This window comes from Paraburkholderia adhaesiva (genome assembly GCF_021390575.1).
In the GTDB taxonomy this organism is placed as follows: Bacteria; Pseudomonadota; Gammaproteobacteria; order Burkholderiales; family Burkholderiaceae; genus Paraburkholderia; species Paraburkholderia adhaesiva.
The window spans coordinates 465,096-487,964 of the sequence record NZ_JAJEJQ010000002.1 but is presented as its reverse complement, the minus strand read 5'-3'; the positions used below and the strand labels follow the sequence as shown (position 1 = coordinate 487,964).

General features: G+C 64.1%; 19 protein-coding genes. 12 read left to right on the top strand and 7 right to left on the bottom strand.

Annotated features, from left to right (window positions below; all coding sequences use genetic code 11):
- Positions 1 to 12: 12 nt before the first annotated feature.
- The 4 genes from L0U80_RS17725 to L0U80_RS17710 form a co-directional block, all read right to left on the bottom strand.
- Entirely contained in the window at positions 13 to 1,440 is a 1,428-nt protein-coding gene (locus L0U80_RS17725) for a fimbrial protein (protein WP_233867638.1), read from the bottom strand.
- A gap of 71 nt (positions 1,441 to 1,511) precedes the next feature.
- On the bottom strand, positions 1,512 to 4,322 hold the full coding sequence (locus L0U80_RS17720; protein ID WP_233867635.1) for a fimbria/pilus outer membrane usher protein: 2,811 nt from the start codon (positions 4,320 to 4,322) through the stop codon (positions 1,512 to 1,514).
- Entirely contained in the window at positions 4,319 to 5,074 is a 756-nt protein-coding gene (locus tag L0U80_RS17715; RefSeq protein WP_233867632.1) for a fimbrial biogenesis chaperone, read from the bottom strand. Before L0U80_RS17715 ends, L0U80_RS17720 begins: the two co-directional genes overlap by 4 nt.
- A 106-nt stretch (positions 5,075 to 5,180) precedes the next feature.
- Positions 5,181 to 5,723 carry a fimbrial protein gene (locus L0U80_RS17710; protein WP_233867629.1) on the bottom strand — a complete coding sequence of 181 codons (543 nt, stop codon included), beginning with the start codon at positions 5,721 to 5,723 and terminating at the stop codon, positions 5,181 to 5,183.
- Positions 5,724 to 6,353: 630 nt separating this feature from the next.
- Between L0U80_RS17710 and L0U80_RS17705 the strand changes: the two genes are divergently transcribed.
- From L0U80_RS17705 to L0U80_RS17650, 12 genes are all read left to right on the top strand, one after another.
- Entirely contained in the window at positions 6,354 to 7,871 is a 1,518-nt protein-coding gene (locus L0U80_RS17705) for an efflux transporter outer membrane subunit (RefSeq protein WP_233867626.1), read from the top strand.
- A gap of 14 nt (positions 7,872 to 7,885) precedes the next feature.
- A complete protein-coding gene (locus L0U80_RS17700) occupies positions 7,886 to 8,953 on the top strand; it encodes an HlyD family secretion protein (RefSeq protein ID WP_233867622.1) in 1,068 nt (355 codons plus the stop codon).
- Positions 8,953 to 11,688, top strand: a complete 2,736-nt coding sequence (gene rbbA, locus L0U80_RS17695) for a ribosome-associated ATPase/putative transporter RbbA (protein WP_233867619.1) — start codon at positions 8,953 to 8,955, stop codon at positions 11,686 to 11,688. Before L0U80_RS17700 ends, rbbA begins: the two co-directional genes overlap by 1 nt.
- Before the next feature lies 1 nt (position 11,689).
- Entirely contained in the window at positions 11,690 to 12,817 is a 1,128-nt protein-coding gene (locus tag L0U80_RS17690) for an ABC transporter permease (protein WP_233867616.1), read from the top strand.
- A 158-nt stretch (positions 12,818 to 12,975) separates the two neighbouring features.
- The gene (locus L0U80_RS17685) at positions 12,976 to 15,777 is read left to right on the top strand and encodes a monovalent cation/H+ antiporter subunit A (RefSeq protein ID WP_233867613.1); all 2,802 of its coding nucleotides are present in this window, start codon (positions 12,976 to 12,978) and stop codon (positions 15,775 to 15,777) included.
- Entirely contained in the window at positions 15,777 to 16,154 is a 378-nt protein-coding gene (locus L0U80_RS17680; protein ID WP_233867610.1) for a Na+/H+ antiporter subunit C, read from the top strand. The genes L0U80_RS17685 and L0U80_RS17680 overlap by 1 nt, the downstream gene beginning before the upstream one ends.
- Positions 16,151 to 17,818, top strand: a complete 1,668-nt coding sequence (locus L0U80_RS17675; RefSeq protein ID WP_233867607.1) for a monovalent cation/H+ antiporter subunit D — start codon at positions 16,151 to 16,153, stop codon at positions 17,816 to 17,818. Before L0U80_RS17680 ends, L0U80_RS17675 begins: the two co-directional genes overlap by 4 nt.
- Before the next feature lie 3 nt (positions 17,819 to 17,821).
- Positions 17,822 to 18,316 (top strand): Na+/H+ antiporter subunit E, encoded by a 495-nt coding sequence (locus tag L0U80_RS17670; RefSeq protein WP_233867604.1) that lies wholly within the window; start codon positions 17,822 to 17,824, stop codon positions 18,314 to 18,316.
- Positions 18,310 to 18,585: a K+/H+ antiporter subunit F gene (locus L0U80_RS17665; protein WP_124151974.1), complete on the top strand. Its 276-nt coding sequence runs from the start codon at positions 18,310 to 18,312 to the stop codon at positions 18,583 to 18,585. Before L0U80_RS17670 ends, L0U80_RS17665 begins: the two co-directional genes overlap by 7 nt.
- Before the next feature lie 50 nt (positions 18,586 to 18,635).
- Positions 18,636 to 19,043, top strand: a complete 408-nt coding sequence (locus L0U80_RS17660) for a Na+/H+ antiporter subunit G (protein ID WP_233867601.1) — start codon at positions 18,636 to 18,638, stop codon at positions 19,041 to 19,043.
- A gap of 161 nt (positions 19,044 to 19,204) precedes the next feature.
- The gene (locus tag L0U80_RS17655; RefSeq protein ID WP_233867598.1) at positions 19,205 to 19,513 is read left to right on the top strand and encodes a DUF4148 domain-containing protein; all 309 of its coding nucleotides are present in this window, start codon (positions 19,205 to 19,207) and stop codon (positions 19,511 to 19,513) included.
- A 400-nt stretch (positions 19,514 to 19,913) separates the two neighbouring features.
- Positions 19,914 to 21,059 (top strand): porin, encoded by a 1,146-nt coding sequence (locus L0U80_RS17650; protein ID WP_233867595.1) that lies wholly within the window; start codon positions 19,914 to 19,916, stop codon positions 21,057 to 21,059.
- Between the two features lie 182 nt (positions 21,060 to 21,241).
- Here the strand turns inward: L0U80_RS17650 and L0U80_RS17645 are convergent, their stop codons facing one another.
- The 3 genes from L0U80_RS17645 to L0U80_RS17635 all read right to left on the bottom strand — a co-directional run bounded on the left by L0U80_RS17645 (position 21,242) and on the right by L0U80_RS17635 (position 22,865).
- Positions 21,242 to 21,787 (bottom strand): type II secretion system protein, encoded by a 546-nt coding sequence (locus tag L0U80_RS17645; RefSeq protein WP_233871388.1) that lies wholly within the window; start codon positions 21,785 to 21,787, stop codon positions 21,242 to 21,244.
- A gap of 83 nt (positions 21,788 to 21,870) precedes the next feature.
- Entirely contained in the window at positions 21,871 to 22,254 is a 384-nt protein-coding gene (locus tag L0U80_RS17640; protein WP_233867592.1) for a type IV pilin protein, read from the bottom strand.
- 5 nt (positions 22,255 to 22,259) lie between these two features.
- A complete protein-coding gene (locus L0U80_RS17635) occupies positions 22,260 to 22,865 on the bottom strand; it encodes a type II secretion system protein (RefSeq protein ID WP_233867589.1) in 606 nt (201 codons plus the stop codon).
- Positions 22,866 to 22,869: the final 4 nt, after the last annotated feature.

Sequence of the window (22,869 nt, the reverse complement as noted above, 5' to 3'; positions counted from 1 at the left end):
CATCGACGACTCCTATTGCACCCGCACGATGACCTGCGCGGTCGCGTTATAGCGTCCCGCGGTCACAGGCGTTACGCCGGGCGCAAATGCCTTGAACGTCGCATTGATCGTGCGCGTGTAGGTGGTGATGCCGCCGGTCGCCGCCCCGTTGGCGGTGGCGTCGTTCAGCACCGGGTCCCAGCCGTCTGGCGCACCGCCAGTCGTCACGTACTGGTTGGTGAGGAAATTCAGCGCGGTGCCATTCGGCCTCGACAGCGCCACGCCCACGCCAGTCGCTACACTCGTATCGGTGCCGTAACCGTCCGAAAGCAGGTAGGTGACACCGCTTCCCGTGGTCGTGAGCCCAGCGCTAACCGCGCTTTGCGCATTGGCTGGCTGCGCAAGCACGCCGAGCGCAGTCTGGTTCGCCGCGGTGCCGCTCGCGAACGCACTCAAGTTGGACGGCTTGGTCGTCTGGCACTGCATCTGGATCGTGACAGGCACCTGCGTCGATTGCCCCTGGTTCAGCCCGGCAATCGTAGCTGTCGGGAACAGCACGCTTGGCGTCGCATTCGTCACCGCGCAGGTTGCGGCCCGTCTTATGATGACCGTGTAATAGGCGTTGATCGAGCCGGGCCAGTAGGCATACCAGCCCTGCCAGTTTGACGCAGAGTCGAGTCCGGCGGTGAGGCCAGACGAGAGGATGTTGCCGCTCGCCCCCCCGGCGAACGCCACGTAGCCCATGGGCTGGGAATACGCCCACGTGCCGGTCGTGCTCGTGTCGGCGCTTGGGCAGGTCGAGCACTGGAAGATTTCCAGCTTGTACTGACTGAAGTTCTTCGCCTTGACGAGAAACCACCCCTGGCTGTCCGTGTCGAGTCCGGTGAGCTGGCGCCCCTTGTAGTATCGCGTAAGGTATTCCCCGGTCGTGATGTTCGTAATCCGGGATGCCATTCCGCCGTAATAGGTTTCGTACGTGCCGTCGATGCCGGTCGTACCGCTCACGCTTACGTTGCCGGCATAGGTGTTATCGCCGTTGGTCGCGTAATACTCGTACATCGTTCCTGCGGAATCGGGCGAGCACCGAAACAGAACCTGCTCCGGGCTGTAACTCCCAACGCCGGCGTCGCCCAGGTTATAGACAGGCGAAATGGCACTGCCGAGCAACGTTCCATCGGGGACGAACGGTGGCGCATTGATCGCGAGGGTCATCGGGTAGGCGCCTTTACCCGCAGTGTCGGTCGAGCCAGCCCAGCTCGTCGTGATCGTGCCGGGGTCCGTGTAATACGCCGAAGTCGTGCTGCTGGTGGTGGTCGTGATCTTGAAGCATCCCTTGGAGGTCGACTGCGCGTTCGCCCGCATCGGCAGGGCGATGCAAGCCGCGATCAGCAGTACCGAAAGCAAGACGTTCGCGCCTTGACGCGGCATAGACCGCAGGACGTTCAACAGGCGTGCGGACACGAGCCGGAAACTCCTGATAGTGGCCGGATTCGACATAGGACTTAACAGACTGGCAGAGTGATTCATAAGGCTCACCGGACAATGGTTTTGACAACATCCGCCGGTGCTGCGGATGCTGTCGGCGCCGCCGGTGCTGCGGGTGCCGCCGGCACCGCCAGACACTGGGCATCGAACCGCGAAATGGGCGCCGTGCGGTCTTGCTCCTTGACGTGATAGGAGATCGAGCATTGTTCGGATGCCTTACTACCCCACTTCACCATGAGCGCCCCCTGTTCCGACGCCACACGCGCGTACACCTGACTTCCCTGACCGACCACACCGATCGCCGCGCCCGTGCTGTCGAGCACGTCCGCGCCGAGCGGCAGCGGCTCTCCGTCAGGACCGGTCGCACCGATCAGCAGCGCATGGCCGATCCGCGTCTCGAACTTCAGCCGCACGGCCGAGCCCGCGTAAGGCGCGACGCGCACCTGACCGCCGGTCAGTTCCGCGTTCGGGTTGATGCCCTTCGTATCGAGCGCGACCTCGTTGTACCGATACGGCGTCAGCGACGGAACAATCGCATACCCCCACCCGTCGACCTTCGTGCCCTGTGTGTTGCGTACGGTCGCCCCTTCCGCGCCCTTGGCTTCGACAATGCCGAAGGTGTCGCTCAGATACGGCCCGAGCGTGACGCCGCCCGAGTGCGCGACCGCCGCGCCGCGCGCATTCGCACCGGCTTGCCAGAAGCCATTGCCGTTCGAATAGTTCGCACCGACGGTAATCATCGACAGGTTCTTCTGAATGTTGCCGGCGACACTCCTCGATCCGCCCTGTGTCTGCCCGGACGCAGTGAGCCCGTAGCTGAGCGTCTGCGCCTCGTCCGCGATGCCGCTCACCGACGCCTGGTACATCGCTCCCTGATCGCTGCTGTGCGAGAAGCTGCCCGAGACCGACGCCGAACGCGTTCCGAAATTGAGCGGAATCGACACGGTCGCCATGAACGCGGTGGTCGAGCGGGAATTGATCGTATTGACCTGCCCGGTGGTATTGCCGATCAACCCGGGCGTGTTGGAGCCGTACAGCGTGCCCGTTTGCTGACGGATCAGCGACAGGTTGTAGCTGATCGACTTGAAGTGGTTGTTGTAGCTAAGCTGGAATTGCGTATCGCGCGCATGCCCGCCGTAATAGCTGCTAGTCGAAGCCGACCCGGACAGCGAACCGTAACTGCCGAAGTTCTGGTTGACGTTGACGAGGAACTGGTCGCGCTGCTTGTAGGTCGTCGACGACCAGTCCTGACCACGCGCCGCCGCCGCGCGCGCGCTCAGCGCATCGACGAAATCGCGATAACCACCTGTCGAATAGCGGTAGCCGGCCAGCGTGAAGGTCGTGCCGGTCCGCTGGATGGTATTGCTGTAGTTGATCGAGCCGAGCCAGCCGTTCACGCGACGGCCGCCCACGTCGAGCGCGTTCGACCAGGCCACGTTCGTCCCGATCGCACCGGCTCGCGTTGCGAGCACGGCGCCGGAGATCAGCGACTGGTAGTCGGGCGAAACGCGCAGGCCGCCATTGATGGTGATTGCATTGGTCAGACCGCGCTCGTAAGTCAGGTCGGCGAACTTTGCATCCGAGCCTTCGATCTGGCGCACCTGGCCCACCGTCGTGCTCCAGTGCGAAAGACCGGGGCGCAGTGAGTTGGGCACCGCCGAGAACGGCACGGTGAATGTCGACACCTGACCGTTCGCTTCGAACACCTGAACGCTCAGGTCGCCCTGAAAGCTGGTCGGGTTCAGGTCGGTGATCGAAAACGGGCCAGGCGCAACCGTGGTCTGGTAAATCACGTTGCCATTCTGGCTGACCACCACGCGTGCGTTGGTGTTCGCGACACCGTTGACGACCGGCGCATAACCGCGCATCGAATCGGGCAGCATGCGGTCGTCGGTTTCGAGATGAAAACCCGTGTAGGCGACCGAGCTCAACAGCGTACCGCCCGTGTAGCTCTGCCCGACCATGAGCTTGCTGCCGAGCGACACCAGCGGCCGCTCCGCATACGTGCGGATGTTATTCCACTTGCTTCGGGTGATCCCGGCGCTGCTGCTCCAGTTGTAGGTGGACTGCTGCCTCACACGCCACAGGCCGATGTTCAGGCCGGCATCGATGCCCGTGTACAGCGAGTCGGATTTATAGCCCGATGCCGATGCCGTGAAGTAGTTCACGTCATAGTTCAGAAAGGCAGCGGTTTCTCCGGCATCGTAGCTGGACGCGTCGATTGCGCCGCGAGCCACATGCTTCATCTGGGCTTGCGGAACGGTGATGTTAAGACGCAGACGCGGCAGATCGAATGCCGTCGATGCGCCCGGCACGCGCTGCGCTATAGGCCCGCATTGCAGAGCCGCCTCGCCGCCGGAAGTGCCTGAGGCGGATGTGTCTGTTGAAGCGCCCTTGGCGGGAGCATCGCCGTGCGTGCTATCGCCGGATGCGACTGGAGCCACGCCGCCTGCGGCGGCATCCTTGAGATCGACGCCCGCCGTAGCGAGGAAGTGGTCGCTCAGACAGGGATGAACATCGCCGCCCGCACTGCGGAATTCGATCGCCTCGCGCGTGATGAATACGTCGTTGACATAGATGTCGACGCGATAGGTTCCCGGCTCGACCGTGTTCGCCTTGTTGAAGCGCTCGATATCGGCCACGCCGAGCGGCGTGCCGAGCAGCAGCTTGCTGTCAAAGCTGTACGCGAGCGTCGTGTCGCCGGGCGGGCTTGCATCGCCGACCGGTGCGGCAGCGGCATGGCACAGCGGCGCCGCGAACCCGAGCGCGGCGCCGATGAGCGACATACGAACCGGCCATGCAGGCTTGCGCGTACCAGGGCGCGAGCCTGGTACGGCGACGAGGCGGCGCGATGTCATTTCGCTCCAGGCGGGGAAACTGGATACTCCGCCGGCCGGATCGCGCCGTAGTCATCCACGTAGTGAATTTTCACGCTGGCTTGCGCGGCACCTGCCGGGCAGTCACCCTTCACGTCCCATTGCGCGTCTGCGCGCGGCGCGACCATATCGGCCGCAAACGTAGCGGCGTGCGTGCCGCAGGTCAGGGCACCATCGACGAGCGACATGTAATAGCCCGAACCGTTGCTGACCGCGATACGCGCTCCCTTGGCGCCCGCCAGAAGGCGAAACGTGAGTTTCTTGTACGCGTCCTGCACGCCACCTTCGATTCCGGCAGGACGATAGAAAAGTTTCAGCCGGTTACGCAGCATGACCATCATCTGGTTCTGGTCGGCGTACGCGGCATTGACGGATGGAATCTGCAACGTGTTCAGGTAGAACACCGATTCGCGGTCTTGCGGCAGGTTCGCTCCGGTGAAGACAAGGCGCACTGTCTGCCCCGCTTTCGGTTCGATGCGAAAGACCGGCGGCGTAACAATGAACGGAGCGTCCGCTGTTTTGGGCGTCGACTTCTCGTCGCCCGAGTCGACCCACACCTGCATCACGCTTGGCCCGTCGTCCTGGTTCGTGAACTGCAAGGTGCGCTCCGGAAGACCCGCATCGTAGACAACGCGTGTAGCGGGAAGCTTCACGCTGGCCGCTGCGGTCCCCATGACGGCCACCTGCGCGGCAACGAGGAACACGGAAAGGACAGTGGTATAGCGCCAGTTCATTAGTACACCAAACTTACAGGATGAGAGCCGGATCAATCTGAAGCAGATGCCGCGGCGCCGAGCCCGTCAGGAATGACGGGCCCGGCGCCGCGAGCAACCCAGGCGCTTAGCGGTAGGTCACTGCATACTGCACGCTACCGAGCACCGAGCCCGCCGTGGCGGCGCCGTTTTCAGCGACGTACTGGACGGCGAAGTCATACGACGTCGACGTTGCGCCAACCGGGAGCGACATGCCCGCTGCGGTATAGCCTGCGCTGTTGCTCAGATCGAACGGCGTGGTGGGCGCCTGCGGGTCGAGCAGTTGCAGCGCAACGTTCGTAGCGGTGCCGGTGTTGCCGAGGTTGCCCGAGGCCGTGACCTGGTTGCCGACGAACACCGTGCCGATAGCTTGAGCCGTCGTGGTCGGCGCCATGCAGCCGCTCACGCCGATGGTGAACGAGGTCTGGCCAGCCGTATCGCCCGAGGCGGCGAGCGCCTGGGTCGACACGGTCGGGAGCAGCACGGTCGGGTTGGACGCGTTGCCGTTGATCGTGACGTCGCAGGTCTGGTCGGTGACTTCACCCTGGAAATTGATCGTGTTGGTGCTCGGTGCGGCGAACGCGAAAACCGGCACGGCAGCGATCGCAAGGGCGAGAAGATGTTTTTTCACAATTGAACCCGTAGAGAAAAAGAAAAACGAACCCCAATGGGGATGGCGGCAAAACCGTGCATCGCTGTTCCTGCTACAGCAAATGGATTTGCGCTTTCGCCGTTTAGATAACGATCACCCCGATAGTTACTTTGGCGACGATGGGATTATGTTTTTGCGGCCCCTGCGAAATGAATGGGACTCGTACGAAATTATCTGAAGATTCAAATAAGATTTTTCCGAAAGCATTCCGAAAGAATTAACAATCTGCCTCAATCCCCTCGACCCTGCATTTTTTAACTGTTTAGAACCCCGATGCTCATGCTTGGGATACCGAACGCCCCTCCTGCCCCACGATGTGGCGAACACTTGCAGGCCACCGTTATATGGGGTCATACCATTGCACACCGCGCCGTCACGATTTTCGCCATCGCGCTAGCATCATTTCCCGATTGGGCCGTGCGCATTGCGCCCGTGCTGCACTCAAGCATCGCAGCCCGTGGCCCTTGTTGCGCCCGTTTGCGTTGAACCTGTCGCCGACACGGTCCGCCGCCCGCATTGAGCAACGGCGTCGAGCGCAAAGCTCAAGGCATCGCGCCGATTCCGGTCCGCAGCGGACCATGCCGGCAAGCGCGAGAGGAGAAAACAGCGATGAATTGCGGCCAGAAACGTATGGTGCTTTCCGCCGCCGCTTTTGCCTCATCAGCCGCCTCGGCCGTCCGGCCCGTCCGGCCCGTCCGTCATTTGCCGCCGGCGATATTCGTCGCCGCGCTGGCCGGCTGCGTTTCGCTCGCCCCGCCTTTCGAGCAGCCGCCCATGCCGGTGCCGCAGACCTTCCCGAACTACGCGCCCGCGACACAGAGCACCGTGACCGCCGCCGAAATCGGCTGGAAAGACTATTTCAAGTCCCCCACGCTGCAAGGCCTGATCGCCGACGCACTCGCCTATAACCGCGACCTGCGCCTCGCGATCCAGCGCGTGGACGAAGCGCGCGCGATGTACGGCATCCGCCGCGCGGACCAGTTTCCGACGATCGGCGTCGAAGCCGATCTCGCGCGCGCCCGCGTACCCGCCGATCTCTCGGGATTCGGCCGTCCGGTCACGGCAAACCAGTTTCAGGTGGGCGTCGGCATTGCGTCGTGGGAGCTTGACTTCTGGGGCCGCGTCGCGAACCTCAGGGATGTGGCGCTGCAGAACTATCTCGCCACCGATGCGGCCCGCCAGGCCGCCACGCTCACCCTCATCGATCAGGTGGCCAACAGCTATCTGAGCCTGCGCGAACTCGACGAACGCATCCTGCTCACCGAGCAAACGATCGCGACCCGCGAGAAGTCGTTTCGCATCTTCAAGCGCCGCCAGGAAGAAGGGGCGATTGCGAAGCTCGACGTCAAGCAGGTCGAAACGCTCTGGCGCCAGGCCGTCGCGCTCGGCGCGCAGCTACAGCAGGAGCGCGCGACGCGCCTCAATGCGCTGCAAGTGCTGGTGGGCAAGCCCGTCGATCTGCCCCAGGCGGACGTCAAGCTCGACGACAACGCCGTGATGAGCGACCTGCCCGCGGGCTTGCCTTCGGACCTGCTCATCAACCGGCCCGACATCATCGCCGCGGAGTATCAGCTGCGCGCGGCCAACGCCAACATCGGCGCGGCGCGCGCCGAATTTTTCCCGCGGATCACCCTCACCGGCTCAGCCGGCACGGCGAGCACCCAGTTGGGCAACCTCTTCACGGGCCCGAGCCTCGCGTGGAGTTTCGGCCCGAGCGTGTCGCTGCCGATCTTCGACATGGGCCGCCGCGAGGCGAACCTCGACGTCGTGAAGTCCCAGCGCGACCAGGCGGTGACGTCCTACGAACGGGCCATCCAGCAGGCATTCCGCGAAGTCGCCGACGCGCTCGCGGCACGCGAATGGCTCGCGGAACAGGTGGACACGCTGCGCAAGACCGTCGACGCCCAGGCCGAACGCGCGCGCCTCGCGCAATTGCGCTATGAACACGGCGCTTCGCCGTTCCTCGAAGTGCTCGACGCGCAGCGCGATCTGCTCGACGCGCAACAACAACTCGTGCAAACGCGGCGCGCGCTGCTGTCGAGCCGCGTCTCGCTCTATTCCGCGCTCGGCGGCGGCGCCTTCGCTACGAGCGCCGACGTGCCCGCTCCCAGCACGCACAATCCCTGACCGAGGTTCCCGTCATGCAGATCACAGCCCGCAAACTGATACCTGCCCTCGTCGTGATCGTGGTCGCGGCGGGCGGCTATTTCGGCTGGCGCATGATCGCGAATCGCGGTCCCGGAGAGGGTTTCGTCAACGGCAACGGCCGCATCGAAGCCACCGAAATCGACATCGCCACGAAGCTCGGCGGCCGCGTGAAAGATGTGCTCGTGAGAGAAGGCGATTTCGTCTCGGCAGGCCAGACGCTCGCGCACATGCAGGTCGACACACTGGAGGCGCAGAGCCGGGAAGCTCAGGCGCAGCACCAGCAGGCCATCAACAGCGAAGCGAGCGCGAAGGCGCAGATCGCGCTGCGCGAGAGCGACCAGCGCGCAGCCGAAGCGGTCGTCACGCAGCGCCAGAGCGAACTCGACGCCGCGCGCCGCCGTCTCGCGCGCTCGGAAAAGCTGTCGAAGGAAGGTGCTTCGTCGATGCAGGAACTCGACGACGACCGCGCGCGCGTGAAGAGCGCGCAGGCCGCCGTCGCTGCCGCCAGCGCACAGGTCACGGCAGCCGCCGCTGCGGTGACCGCTGCACGCGCGCAACAGACGGGCGCGACGTCAGCTATCGCCGCCGCGCAGGCCACCATCGACCGAGTCAAGGCCGATATCACCGACAGCGACCTCAAGGCCCCGCGTGCGGGCCGCGTGCAGTTTCGCGTGGCACAGCCGGGCGAGGTGCTCGCCGCAGGCGGCCGGGTCCTCAACATGGTCGATCTTTCGGATGTCTACATGACTTTCTTCCTGCCCACGCAGGCCGCCGGACGCGTGGCGATAGGCCAGGACGTGCACATCGTGCTCGACGCCGCGCCGCAATGGGTGATTCCCGCGAAGGTGACATTCGTTTCCTCGACGGCGCAATTCACGCCGAAAACAGTCGAAACGCAGAGCGAGCGCGAGAAGCTCATGTTCCGCATCAGGGCGCAGATCGATCCGGATCTGCTGCAACAGCATCTCAAGTATGTGAAGACCGGCTTGCCTGGCGTCGCATGGATCAAGCTCGAATCCGATGAAGAATGGCCCGCGAATCTTCAGGTGAGGATGCCCTGATGAGCGAGCCCGCGGTCCGCGTCGAACACGTCACGCTGCGCTACGGCAAAACGGTCGCGCTCAACGACGTCACGCAGGACGTGCCGGCCGGCCTCATGGTCGGGCTGATCGGACCGGACGGCGTCGGCAAGTCGAGCCTGCTCGCGCTAGTGGCGGGTTCGCGCGCGGTGCAGGAAGGCAAGGTTTGGGTGCTCGGCGGCGACATGTCGAGCAAGAAGCATCGCGACGACGTGTGCCCGCGCATCGCCTACATGCCGCAAGGCCTCGGCAAGAATCTGTATCCCACGCTCTCGGTTGAAGAGAACCTGCAATTCTTCGGGCGCCTCTTCGGCCACGACGAAGACGAGCGCCGCCGCCGTATCGACGCACTGACGCGCGCGACGGGACTCGACCCGTTCCTCGCGCGTCCTGCCGGCAAGCTATCTGGCGGCATGAAGCAGAAGCTCGGCCTGTGCTGTGCGCTCATTCACGACCCCGACCTGCTGATCCTCGACGAACCCACGACGGGCGTCGATCCGCTCGCGCGCGCGCAGTTCTGGGATCTCATCAACGGCATCCGCAAGGAACGGCCCTCGATGAGCGTGATCGTAGCGACCGCGTATATGGACGAGGCGCAACGCTTCGACTGGCTGATCGCGATGGACGACGGCGCGATCCTCGCCACCGGCACACCCGATGAACTGCTCGAACGCACGCAAACGACATCGCTCGAAGAGGCGTTCATCGCGCTGCTGCCCGAATCGAAGAAGCGCGGCCACGAACCCGTGGTGATCGTCCCGCTGCAAGCCGACGAAAGCGCCGAAATCGCCATCGAGGCGAAGGACCTGACGATGCGCTTCGGCGATTTCGTCGCAGTCGATCACGTGAGCTTTCGCATCCGGCGCGGCGAGATATTTGGCTTTCTCGGCTCGAACGGCTGCGGCAAGTCCACAACGATGAAAATGCTCACAGGCCTCCTTCCCGCTTCGGACGGCAAGGCCTGGCTCTTCGGGCACGAAGTCGATCCGCGCGACCTCGACACGCGGCGTCGTGTCGGCTACATGTCGCAAGCGTTCTCGCTGTACGGCGAGCTGACCGTGCGTCAGAACCTCGTACTACATGCGAGGCTCTTTCACGTGCCGGAAGCGGATATCGACGCGCGCGTCGCCGAGATGGTCGAGCGCTTCGATCTCGCGGAAGCACTCGATACGCTGCCCGCGAATCTGCCGCTCGGCGTGCGTCAGCGGCTTTCGCTCGCGGTCGCGATGGTGCACAAGCCGGAACTGCTGATCCTCGACGAACCGACGTCCGGCGTCGATCCCGTCGCACGCGACAACTTCTGGCGCCTGCTCATCGCACTCGCTCGCGACGACCGCGTCACGATTTTCATCTCGACGCACTTCATGAACGAAGCGCAGCGGTGCGATCGCATGTCGTTGATGCACGCGGGCCGCGTGCTCGTCAGCGATACGCCCGATGCGATCACGCAGGGGCGCGGTGCGGCGACGCTCGAAGAAGCGTTCATCGCGTATCTCGTCGATGCGGGTGCGGGCACGGAAGCGACTGCGACCGGCGAACTCGCGGCTCTCGGCACTCACGCGGACGCGAGCGCAGAACATGCGCGGCATCGCGGCTTCAACTTCCAGCGTGCATACAGCTACATGTGGCGCGAGGCGCTCGAACTCCGACGCGACCCCGTGCGCGCGACGCTCGCGCTCGCGGGCTCGCTGCTGCTGATGTTCGTGATGGGCTTCGGCATCAGCATGGACGTGGAGGATCTGCGCTTCGCCGTGCTCGACCACGACCGGACCACGCTTTCCCAGAACTACGAATTGAACATCGTGGGCTCGCGCTATTTCATCGAGCGGCCGCCCATTGCAAACCACGTGGACATGGACCGCCGCATGCGCAGCGGCGAACTCGCGCTCGCCATCGAGATTCCGCCCGGCTTCGCGCGCGACGTCGCACGCGGCAGGCCCGTGCAGATCGGCGTATGGATCGACGGCGCGATGCCGCAGCGCGCGGAAACCGTGCGCGGCTATGTGCAAGGCCTGCACGCGGTGTGGCTGCTGCAACAGGCATCGCAACGGCTCGGCACCACCGTTCAATCGCCCGTCACCGTACAAACGCGCTTCAGATACAACCCCGACGTGCGCAGCCTGCCCGCGATGGTGCCCGCCGTGATTCCGATGCTGCTGCTCATGATGCCGGCCATGCTGACCGCGCTCGCCGTGGTGCGCGAAAAAGAGCTGGGCTCGATCATCAATCTATATGTAACGCCCGTGACGCGCCTCGAATTCCTGCTCGGCAAGCAGGCGCCCTATGTGCTGCTCGCGCTCGTCAACTTTCTGCTGATGACGTTGCTCGCGGTCACGGTGTTCGACGTGCCGATCAAGGGCAGCTTCCTGACGCTGTTCGCCGCAGCGGTGCTCTACGCCCTGTGCTCGACGGCGATCGGCCTGCTCGCCTCGACGTTCACGAAGAGCCAGATCGCCGCGCTCTTCTTCACGATGATCGGCACGATGGTGCCCACCGTGCAGTTCGCGGGCATGCTCACGCCCGTTTCGTCGCTGGAGGGCGCGGGACGCGTGATCGGGCAGATCTATCCGGCGAGCCACATGCTCACGATCAGCCGCGGCGTGTTCAACAAGGGGCTGCATTTCCCCGACCTCTACGCGTCGTTCTGGCCGCTCGCCATTGCTTCGCCCATCGTGATCGGCCTGACCGCCCTGCTGCTCAAGAAGCAGGAGACCTGACATGGGCCGCACGCTCGCCAACATCTACCGCCTGGGTGTGAAAGAGCTCTGGAGCCTCGCGCGCGATCCCATGCTGCTGATCTTCATCATTTTCTCGTTCACGGCGATGATCTACTCCTCGGCGACCGCGCGGCCCGAGACGCTGCATCTGGCGCCCATCGCCGTGATCGACTACGACGTTTCGCCGCTTTCGCAGCGCATCATCGAGGCGTTTTTCCCGCCGCATTTCATCGTGCCAAAGCACGTCACGCCCGCCGAAGCCGATGCGGGCATGGACGCGGGCCGCTACACCTTCGTGCTCAGCATTCCGCCGAACCTGCAGCGCGATGTGCTGGCAGGCCGCGCCGCCGAGGTACAGCTCAACGTGGACGCAACGCGCATGAGCCAGGCGTTCACGGGCAGCGGCTATATCCAGCAGATGATCAGCGACGAAGTGAGCACGTTCGCGAACCGCTATCGCACGTCGGCGGTTTCGGCTGTCGATCTCGCGGTACGCATGCGCTTCAATCCGAATCTCACCCAGGCGTGGTTCGGCTCGCTCATGGAAATCATCAACAACGTAACGATGCTCTCGATCATCCTCACGGGCGCGGCGCTCATCCGCGAGCGCGAGCACGGCACCATCGAGCATCTGCTCGTCATGCCCGTCACGCCCACCGAGATCATGCTCGCCAAGATCTGGTCGATGGGGCTCGTCGTGCTCGTGGCGGCCGCGTGTTCGGTGACCTTCATCGTGCGCGGCGCCCTGCGCGTACCCATCGAAGGGTCGGTGCCGCTCTTTCTCACCGGCGCGGCGCTGCATCTGTTCGCCACGACCTCCATGGGCATCTACATGGCGACGCTCGCACGCAGCATGCCGCAGTTCGGCATGCTGCTCGTGCTCGTGATGCTGCCGCTGCAGATGCTCTCGGGCGGCAACACGCCGCGCGAGTCCATGCCCCAGTTCGCGCAGGACCTCATGCTCGTTGCGCCCACCACGCATTTCGTCGAACTGAGCCAGGCGATCCTCTATCGGGGCGCGGGCATCGGCGTCGTCTGGCCGTCGTTCCTGTGGCTCGTGGTAATCGGCAGCGTGCTGTTTGCGCTCTCGCTCATGCGGTTTCGCAAGACGCTGAGCCAGATGGCCTGAGCCTTCGTGCGCGCGGCTCCGCGGTTCCCAGTCGGCCGGCTTCAAAGCATTTTCAGGATAAGCGGCAGCGTCGTCATTTGCAGCTATGATCGTTGTCTTCGGTGCGCGACATTCCGGCACCCCGTTTCTTTCATGCAGGCGTTACCGGAGAGAGTCGAATGGCATTGGCGTGGCTGGTCGTCCTACCGTTCGCAGCAGCGGCGCTCGTCGCGCTGGCGACACAGCTCGCGCGGCCGCTCACCACCTGGATCGCGTTCGGGGCAGCGCTGATCGGCCTCGGACTGCTGTCGAGCGAGCGCATCGGCATGGCAACCTTCGGCGTCCTGTCATGGCGCCACGACTGGGTACCGGGGCTCGGCCTTTCGCTTGCATTGCGGCTCGACGGGCTCTCGTTCATGTTCGCGTTCCTCGTGCTCGCGATCGGCGTGCTCATCTTTATCTACGCGCATTACTACCTTGCCGGCAGTGAGTCGCTGCCACGCCTTTACCTGCTCCTGCTGCTCTTCATGGGCGCGATGCTCGGCGTCGTGCTCTCGGACAACCTGCTGCTGCTCGTCGTTTTCTGGGAGCTGACGAGCCTCGTCTCGTTCCTGCTGATCGGCTTCTGGCCCTCGCGCCCCGACGCGCGGCGCGGCGCCCGCATGGCGCTCACGATCACGGGCGCGGGCGGCCTCGCACTGCTCGCGGCCGTGCTGCTGCTTGGTCGCGTCTGCGGCAGCTATGAACTGACCGACGTGCTCGCACACGCGGGCCAGGTGCAGCAACATCCGCTCTATCCCACGATCCTGCTGCTGATCCTCTTCGCCGCGTTCACGAAGTCGGCGCAGTTCCCGTTCCACTTCTGGCTGCCGCACGCGATGTCCGCGCCGACGCCCGTTTCGTCATACCTTCACTCGGCGACGATGGTGAAAGCCGGTGTGTTCCTGCTGGCGCGCCTCTATCCGGTGCTGGAGGGCACGAACTGGTGGGGCTACGCGGTGAGCCTCGTCGGCCTCGTGACGCTCGCGGGCGGCGCGGCGCTGGCGCTCGTGCAACGCGACCTCAAGGGCCTGCTCGCCTATTCGACGATCAGTCACCTCGGCCTCATCATGCTGCTGTTCGGCCTCGACACGGATCTTTCCACCGTCGCCGCGCTGTTCCACACGTTCAATCACGCGGTGTTCAAGGCGTCGCTGTTCATGGCGGCGGGCATCATCGATCACGAAACCGGCACGCGCGACCTCGGCCGCCTGCGCGGGCTGGGCCGCTACATGCCGCATACGGCCGCGCTCGCGGGCGTCGCTTCGCTCGCGATGGCCGGCGTGCCGCTGCTCAACGGCTTTCTCTCGAAGGAAATGTTCTTCGGCGAGACACTCGCACAAGGGCTGTTCGGCGACTTCAACTGGGTGATTCCGGCGCTCGCCGTCGTGGCGACGGGGCTTTCAGTGGCGTATTCGCTGCGCTTCTTTTATGGCGTGTTCTGGGACGGTGCCACGCCGCGCGACCTGCCGCACTTCCCGCCGCATGAACCGCCGCGCTTCATGCGGCTGCCCGTCGAGATTCTCGTGGTGCTGTGCCTCGCCGTCGGCCTTTTTCCGCAGCAGACGATCGGACGCATGCTCGAATCGGCGGCGTGGTTCGCGCTGGGCGGCACCGTGCCCGAATACAGCCTGAGCATCTGGCACGGCCTGAACCTGCCGCTCGTCATGAGCGCGGTGTCGTTCTGCGCGGGCGCGCTGCTGTTTTTCATGCGCCGCGACGCGTTCCGCCATCACCGCTCGCGGCTCTCCGAAATGAATGCGAGCGAAGGCTTCGACCGCTTCGTGCAGCATCTCGAGCAGGCCGCCGCCGTCGTCGTGCGCGTGTTTGAAAACGGCTCGCTGCCGACGTATCTGACGTGGATGATCGCCGCGATGATCGTCGTGCCGGGCTCCGCGCTGCTCGCGCTCGACCAGATCGGCGGTCCGCTCGCCCCCACGCCGATCGATGTAATCACGCTCGCGGGTCTCGGATTCCTCGCGCTGCTTGCGCTCGCCGTGGTGCGCACGCGCGCGAACCCGCTCCTCGCGCTCATCCTGCTCGGCACCTGTGGCCTCTTCGTCACGCTCGCGTTCGCGCGCTTCTCCGCCCCCGATCTCGCACTCACGCAGATGTCGGTCGAAATCGTGACGGTCCTGCTGCTCGTGCTCGCGCTCTACTTCCTGCCGAACAGGCAGCGCGTCGTCGAGCGCTCGGGCGCGCGCGTTCGCAATGGCGTGATTGCGGTTGCGGGCGGCGCGCTGATAGGCGTCGTCGCCTGGGCCGTGATGACCCGCGCGCCCAGCCAGGGCATCGCGCCGTTCTTTCTCGCGAACGCGCTGCCGGGCAGCGGCGGACATAACGTGGTGAACGTGATCCTCGTGGACTTCCGCGGCTTCGACACGATGGTCGAGATCAGCGTGCTCACGGTCGCCGGCATTGCCGTGAAGGCGCTGCTGCGCGGCCTGCGCCTCGCGGCGCCCTCCACGGGGCCGGGCGGCCTGCCGTGGACGTCGCAGTCGCATCCCCTGCTGCTTGCCATCCTCGCGCGGCTCATGCTGCCGCTCACGACGCTCGTCGCCGTGTTCGTGTTCCTGCGCGGCCATAACCTGCCGGGCGGCGGCTTCATCGCCGCGCTGATCTTTTCCGTGGCGCTGCTGCTGCAGTACCTGGCGAGCGGCGTGCTGTGGACCGAATCGCGCATCCGCATCAACTATCGCGCACTCGCGGGATTCGGCCTTCTCGTGGCCGCGGGCACCGGGCTCGGCAGCCTTGCATTCGGGCAGCCGTTCCTCACAACCGCGTTCGGGCATTTCCATGTGCCGCTCGTCGGGGAAATCGAATTGAGCACGGCGATGCTGTTCGACCTCGGCGTCTTCTGCGCGGTGGTCGGCACGACGCTCACGATAGTCTCGCACCTCGGCGTGCGCGACAAAGACCTGCAATCGGTGGAGAAAAGCTGATGGAAGCCGCTTATGCCGTGACGCTCGGCGTGCTCTGCGCATGCGGTCTTTACCTGCTGCTCTGCGCGCGCGTGCTGTCCGTGATCTTCGGGATCACGCTGTTCTCGTACGCGATCAATCTGTTCCTGCTCGCCATGGGCCGGCTCTCGACGGGCAAGCCGCCCGTAATCGCCGATGGCGCGCAATACGCCGATCCCGTGCCGCAGGCGCTCGTGCTCACTGCCATCGTGATCGGCTTCGCGATGACCGCCTTCACCGTGGTGCTCGCATTGCGCTCGCTCGCGATCAACGGGACCGATCGCATCGACCGGGACAAGCTGGGCAACCAGGGAAACCAGGACGGCCAGGACAACGAGAAGGAGACACAAGGCGAATGAATCACAGCCTCGTCCTCCCCATCGTGATCCCGCTCGTTGCGGCGGGCGCCATCGTCGCGCTGCCGCTGCGCGCGCGGCGCCTGCAGCGCGTGCTCAGCGTGATCGCGACGCTCGCGCTGCTGCCGGTTGCGGTGTGGCTCGCCGGGCTCGCGTCGTCGGGCGCGGTCGTCACTTATGCGCTCGGCGCGTGGCCCGCGCCGTTCGGCATCGTGCTGCAGCTCGACCGGCTTGCCGCGCTCATGCTGCTGCTCACCGCGGTGCTTGCGTGCTGCTGCCTGCTCGGCACGTCGAGCGCCGACGTGCGGCGCGGCCGCTACTTCCGCGCGCTGTTCCAGTTCGAACTGATGGGCCTCAATGGCGCGTTTCTCGCGGGCGATCTCTTCAACCTGTTCGTATTCTTCGAGCTGCTGCTGATCGCTTCCTATGCGCTGCTGCTGCACGGCGGCGGCCGCCGCCGCGTGATGAGCGGTCTGCGTTACATGCTGCTCAACCTGGTGGGCTCGTCGTTCTTCCTCGTCGCCATAGGCGTGTTGTATGGCCTCACCGGCACGCTGAATATGGCCGATATGGGCGAGCGGCTCGCGCACCTCGACGCCGCCTCGCTTCCGCTCGCGCAATTCGCGGGTGCGATGCTGATGCTCGTGTTTGGCCTGAAGGCCGCGGTCTTTCCGCTCTCGTTCTGGCTGCCCCAGGCGTATCGCAGTGCGATCGGCCCGGTCGCCGCGTTGTTCGCGATCATGACGAAGGTCGGCATCTACGCGATGCTCCGGTGCGACGCACTCGTCTTCGGCGCGGCAGGCGGCGCGCTCGAAGGGTTCATGCACAACTGGGCGTGGTGGCTCGCCATTGTGACGATCGCCTTCGGGGCGCTCGGCGCGCTCGCCGTGTCGAGCCTCAAGACAACGACCGCGTATCTCGTGCTCGTCTCCGTGGGCCTCCTGATTGCGGCGGCCAGCCTGCAAAATGCGACGGCGTGGAGCGCGCTGCTCTACTACCTCATCAGCACGACGCTATGCTCCGCGGCGTTGTTCCTGCTCGCCGACACGCTCGAGCCCGAAGCGCCAGACCCAGCCGCCGCAGCTTCCGAGCCCACTTCGCACGCCGCGCTCGACGACACCACAGCACCCGCCATCTCGTCCGGGCCGGACGGCGAGACGGCTGTGGCCGAAGTGACCAATGCCGTTGCCATCGCTGCCGTCACCGCCGTCGTCCAGGCCGCATCGCCCGCGCGCGCCCCGAAGCCCTGGCCCTCGAAAGCCGCCGCCCTGCTCTATCTCGCACTCGCCGTCGGCGCGGCGGGCTTGCCGCCGCTCTCCGGATTCCTCGGCAAGGCGATGGTGCTCGCGGCCACGCCCCCCGCGCAGGCCGTCGTCCTGTGGCCCGCCGTGCTGATCTCCGGCCTGTTGCTGATCGTCGCGCTGAGCCGCACCGGCACGCGCATCTTCTGGGCTGTGCCCGCCTCGCAGGCCTTCGCGAGCGCAGCGCCCACGGCACCGCGCGGCACGCCCGCGAAGCTCGCCGCGTGCGCGTTGCTGCTTGCCTGCGTGTTGGCGGTGACGATCGGCGCGGGCCCGCTGAAGAACTACCTCGATGCTACCGCCGCACAGTTGCTCGATCGCGCGGCCTACGTTCACGCGATCCTGAACGCACCGGAAAACGGGTGACCCATGCTGAAACGGATCTTCCCTCACCCCTGGCTCACACTCATCCTGCTGCTGAGCTGGCTGCTGATGATGAATGACGCCTCGGCCGGCAACATCCTGCTCGGGGCCGTGCTCGGCAGCGCGATTGCTTTCATCGTCGGCGAAGGACTGTGGCTGACGCCGGTGCACTTCGGCCGGCCGTGGCTTCTTATGCGGCTCGCGATGCACGTCCTCGTCGACATCATCGTCGCGAACGTTCAGGTCGCGCTGCTGGTGCTCGGCCCCACGCATCGCCTGCGGCCTGCATTCATCGAAGTGCCGCTCGACAGCACTCACGAAATCGCACTCACAGCCCTGATCAGCATCGTGTCGCTGAGCCCCGGCACGCTGTGCGCGGAACTCTCCGACGACCGCACGCGCCTCATCGTCCACGTGCTCGACCTCGTCGACGAAGCCGCGATCGTCGTCACAATCAAGACCCGCTATGAAGCCCCATTGATGGAGATCTTCGCATGCTAGCCATCGTCATTCCGGTTTCGTTCGCCATCCTCGGACTTGCGTGCCTGCTCACGCTCGTGCGCCTCGTGCGCGGCCCGGCGCTGCCCGACCGCATCGTCGCGCTCGACACGCTCAACATCAACGCCATCGCGCTGATCGTCGTGTACGGCATTAGCCTGCGCTCCACCATCTTCTTCGAAGTCGCGTTGCTGATCGCCGTGATGGGATTCATCGGCACTGTCGCGCTCACGAAGTATCTGCAGCGCGGCGACATCATCGAACTGAACTGACACGATCAACCCACGCGATCCAAGCGATCCAGGCGACAGGAGGCCACCGGATGCAAACCGTCATCGAAGCAATCGTCTGCGCGCTGCTGCTGCTCGGCAGCCTGTTCACGCTGATCGGCGCGATCGGGCTCGCGCGCCTGCCAGACTTTTTCATGCGCCTGCATGGCCCCACCAAGTCCACGACGCTCGGTGTAGGCGGCGTCGTGCTCGCGTCGGTGGTTTACTTCACCGCGCACAACAACTTCGCGAGCCTGCACGAACTGCTGATTCCGGCGTTCCTGTTCCTGACGGCGCCGATCAGCGCGCATATGCTCGCGAAGGCTGGCACCCAGCAGCGTGTGCCGCTTTCACCCGTCACGCGCGGGCAGCCGCCCGTGACGGACGCATACGCGGAGCAGAGCGGAGCGCAGGTGTCACGCACGGATCGCGATAGCGGTAGCGACACGCCCGGCGCCTGATCGCGACATCGCGATACGCCTCGTGAACAGACCGGCCATGCACCAAAGGTCTGTTTCAAAGATCCACCTTAATCTTGAACATCGACGTCCCTAGACTAGCGTCACTGAATACGCGCTTCGTTCTTCGTAGCAAAACGAAACGCTGTCTGGAGATAGTCGTCATGAAATCGGTAATTCAATCCGTTGTGCTCGCCGCCGCACTTGCGGCCCCTGTCGCCGTATTCGCACAATCGGGCTCGCAGATCACGCGCGAACAGGTTCGTTCAGACCTGGTCCAGGTGCAACGGGCCGGATACACCCCCGCACGATTCGGAGGCCCCAACTACCCTGATGATATTCAGGCAGCACAGGCCAGGGTCGCAGAAATGAATAATGCGCCAGCCGTCGGCGGTGTAGCGGATGGCACATCGGAAGCGGGCGGGCACGCCGTCGCCACGGCCATAGACAAGACGCTGTACCGGCATCATTAATACGTGAATGACGGGGTACCAGTCGCCCTCTTCTTTTCGATGCTTCCAGCGAACGCCAAGCCATTCCTGGAAGCGTGACTTCCGAAAACCTGCTCGTCGAAACGCTCGACAGCGGTAATCCGTCAGATCACACCGCAGCCGGGATGATCTCTCTTCGACACTTTGCCCGCCTGTCGCCTATTCCCAACAGCACAAAATCAAGAAACACATAAACGTCACTGCAATTCCATGCATTTGACGGGGGTCTTCCATTCTTGCCTGATATGGAAAGGACCTTTCAAAGTAGTGCGATATGTGACACAAAAGATAAACACTATTCTGCCGCCCGGGTATCCATGCATCCAGACCCTGCATGGAGCCGCCTACATCGACACAGCTCTCCCAGGACAGGCAGGATCATATGAAAATAATCGCGATTTCAGGGGCAGCGGCTACGCTTTTCGCCGTCGCATCTACACCAGCGCTTGCACAAAGCTCCGTCACGCTCTACGGCCTCGTTGATACCGCAATTCGCTATCAGACCAACGCTGGCCCGGATGGTAAAGACATGGTGGGCATGACCGTCGGCCCAGAAACAAACAGCCGTTGGGGATTGCGTGGCACCGAGGACCTCGGCGGCGGGCTGTCGGCCATTTTCCGCCTTGAAAATGGCTTCCGTCTTTACAACGGAAATTTCAGTTCGTCCAACACGATATTTAACCGGCAAGCCTATGTCGGCCTTTCGAGCAACAAATACGGATCGCTGACTTTCGGCAATCAGCATTCGCCGCTTTACGACACGATGGGCGATGTGTTCGATCCGCTCGAAGTCGGCAACTGGTGGCAGGACAGCTGGATGTGGAATGGGATGGGTCCGTACCTGACTGTCCCGAATTCGGTCAAGTACAAGCTGTCCGTGAACGGCTTGAGCATTGACGCGATCTACGGCTTTGGCAATCAGGCAGGCTCGGTGGGTCTCGACAGCACGTATGGCGTGGAAGTCACCTACGAGCGCGGGCCCGCGAAGCTGGACACGGGCTTCCAGCAGACGTCCGTCTCGTCCGCTCGAGGCAGCATCGCCAATGGCGCGAAGATCAACATGCTGCACGTCAGCGGCGCGTATCAGATCACGCCCTCGGTCAGACTGCTGGCAGGCTGGCTGCACGCCCAGGATCAGACCGGTACGACCGACTCCAACATGCAGCAATCCGGCGCGCCGAAGTTGCCGGGAAGCAGCCCGAACCGGATCGACGACACGCTTTATCTGGGCGGCAACTGGCAAGCCACCAATCCGCTGCTGATCACCGTCGCGGCTTATTACGGCCACACGCGGAACGCCGAATTGCTCGACGGACAACTTGGATCGGGTATTAACTACTCGGCAACCGTGCTCGCCGAATATTCGCTGTCCAAGCACACGGAAGTTTATGGCACGGTAGATTTCGCACGCGGCAACGGTGCGTTTGCAGCGGATTATGCGGGTTCGACCAACGCCGCCGGCCAGGTTGACAGGCTCGGCCGTACCAACAATGTTGGTGCTGCGATCGGTCTGCGTCAGATTTTCTAATGCCACGACCAACCGTGGACTAGCGAGTCGGTCCGGGGCAGCCGGACGATAAGCTAGCCACACTATCGGGCGCCTGCGCCGCGCCCGGCCGTCTCACCATCCGCAAGCGCTGTATGCGGATGGAGGCGGCAGCTCGCACGAAGCCTGAGCAGCAGTTTCATCAACTCGCCTCGCGAGGCGTATTAACGCATCGGCTTCGGCGTGAACTGTGGCAGGTTCGAGTTCAGCGGATCGAACGACGATGTGGGGGAGGTCGGCCTCGACCCCGCAATGCCACTTGTCGCGCTTCCCGTGTTGTCATAGCTGCGCACGACAGTCGGCATGAAAAAGAACAACCAGCCGGAATAGGTTGTCTGATTTTCAAAATCCTCGTAGCGAGGCGGAAAGCCGCTGCGCTTGATCGTCTCCTGCTCCGACCGGCTGTGCACGCCATAAATGCGGCCGCCGGTGATCATCAGCTCCCAGTCGTTGCGGCCGGTGATCGGGTCGGGCCAGGCACGGCGCAAATGATGCAGCGGTGTTGGGAAGCGCCTGTCGTCGAGCAGATCGTCGATCGATGCCGGCAGCGTTCGGCCGACGCGGTAATAGCGCAAGATCGCGAGCCTGTACTGGTCGCCGATGAAAAGCAGTTGCGTCTCCTGTTCCCGACGCCGCTCGAACCACCACACATCGAGTGCGGCGGCCAGCGCAATCGACATCATCATCAACGCGATCAGAAACGTCAGCAGTACGAGTCCCCGCTGCTTGCCGCGGTAACGCGCGCCGTAGCGCCTGTGTGGACCACGCCGGACCTTGCCGCGAGCACAGCCTTTCACTGCGCCTCCCCCTGCCCTTTGGCGGCCCGTGGGCTGCTCGCGGGCAGAACGTCGTAGACGCCCGCCACGTCTTCGTTCGGCGACGCTACCGTCGCCCATTTGTCATCGCCGTTGACTGGATCGACCGGGATCGCGCGAAGATAGTGCTGCGTCACGAGATCGTCGAGCGTTTCCGGATACTGCCCTCTATCACCGTAAAACTTGTCGATCGCGTCGCGCATTACCGCGAGGTTCTGTTGACGAACCCGCTCCTTGCCCTGGTCGATGCTGTGCATATAGCGCGGCAGCGCAATGCTGAGCAAGAGACCGATGATCGCCATCACGACCACCAGCTCGATCAGCGTAAAGCCGCGTGTGCGGTCGGGTTGGCGACTATTCATCGTGTTCACCACTGGTTATACGGAATACCGTTGATGCCGACGCGATTGCTTTTCGACGTCACGTCGAAAACGTCCTTGCCTGCGCGGCTCGCAACGTCGTCCGGTGCGCCCGCGTTGTCGGTGTTGTCGGTAGTGTCGGGGCTGTCCGGATTGTCCGGGTTCGCGGCGCGCGGCGGCGGCTCGCCATAAGCGCGCTGGTTCCAGGTGTCCTCCGCGTCGACCTGCGGATCGCCCAGATAGAACGGATCGCGCGGCACACGACGTAGAAACATCAGCAGGCCGCCTTTCGGGTCCTTCGCATTCGCGACGCCCGTCACCAGCACGGTCAATGTGGGCGGATAGCCAGATGCATCGGCTTCCTTGTCGATCAAGCCGGTATCGCTCGCTTCCTTGTAGGCGTCGAGCGCAGTGCGGATTTCGCGCAGCGCGGTGCTGAGTTGCTGTTCCTTCTGCCGCTGCACGATCAGCTCCGAAAACGGCACGACCGCGAGCGCCAGTATGCCGACAAGCGCAAGCGTGATGACCAGTTCGATGAGCGTGAATCCGCGCGCACGGCGGCGGGGTCCTGAGTGACCCCGGCCGCGCAATCGTTCGTGCAGAAACCCCTTCATGACG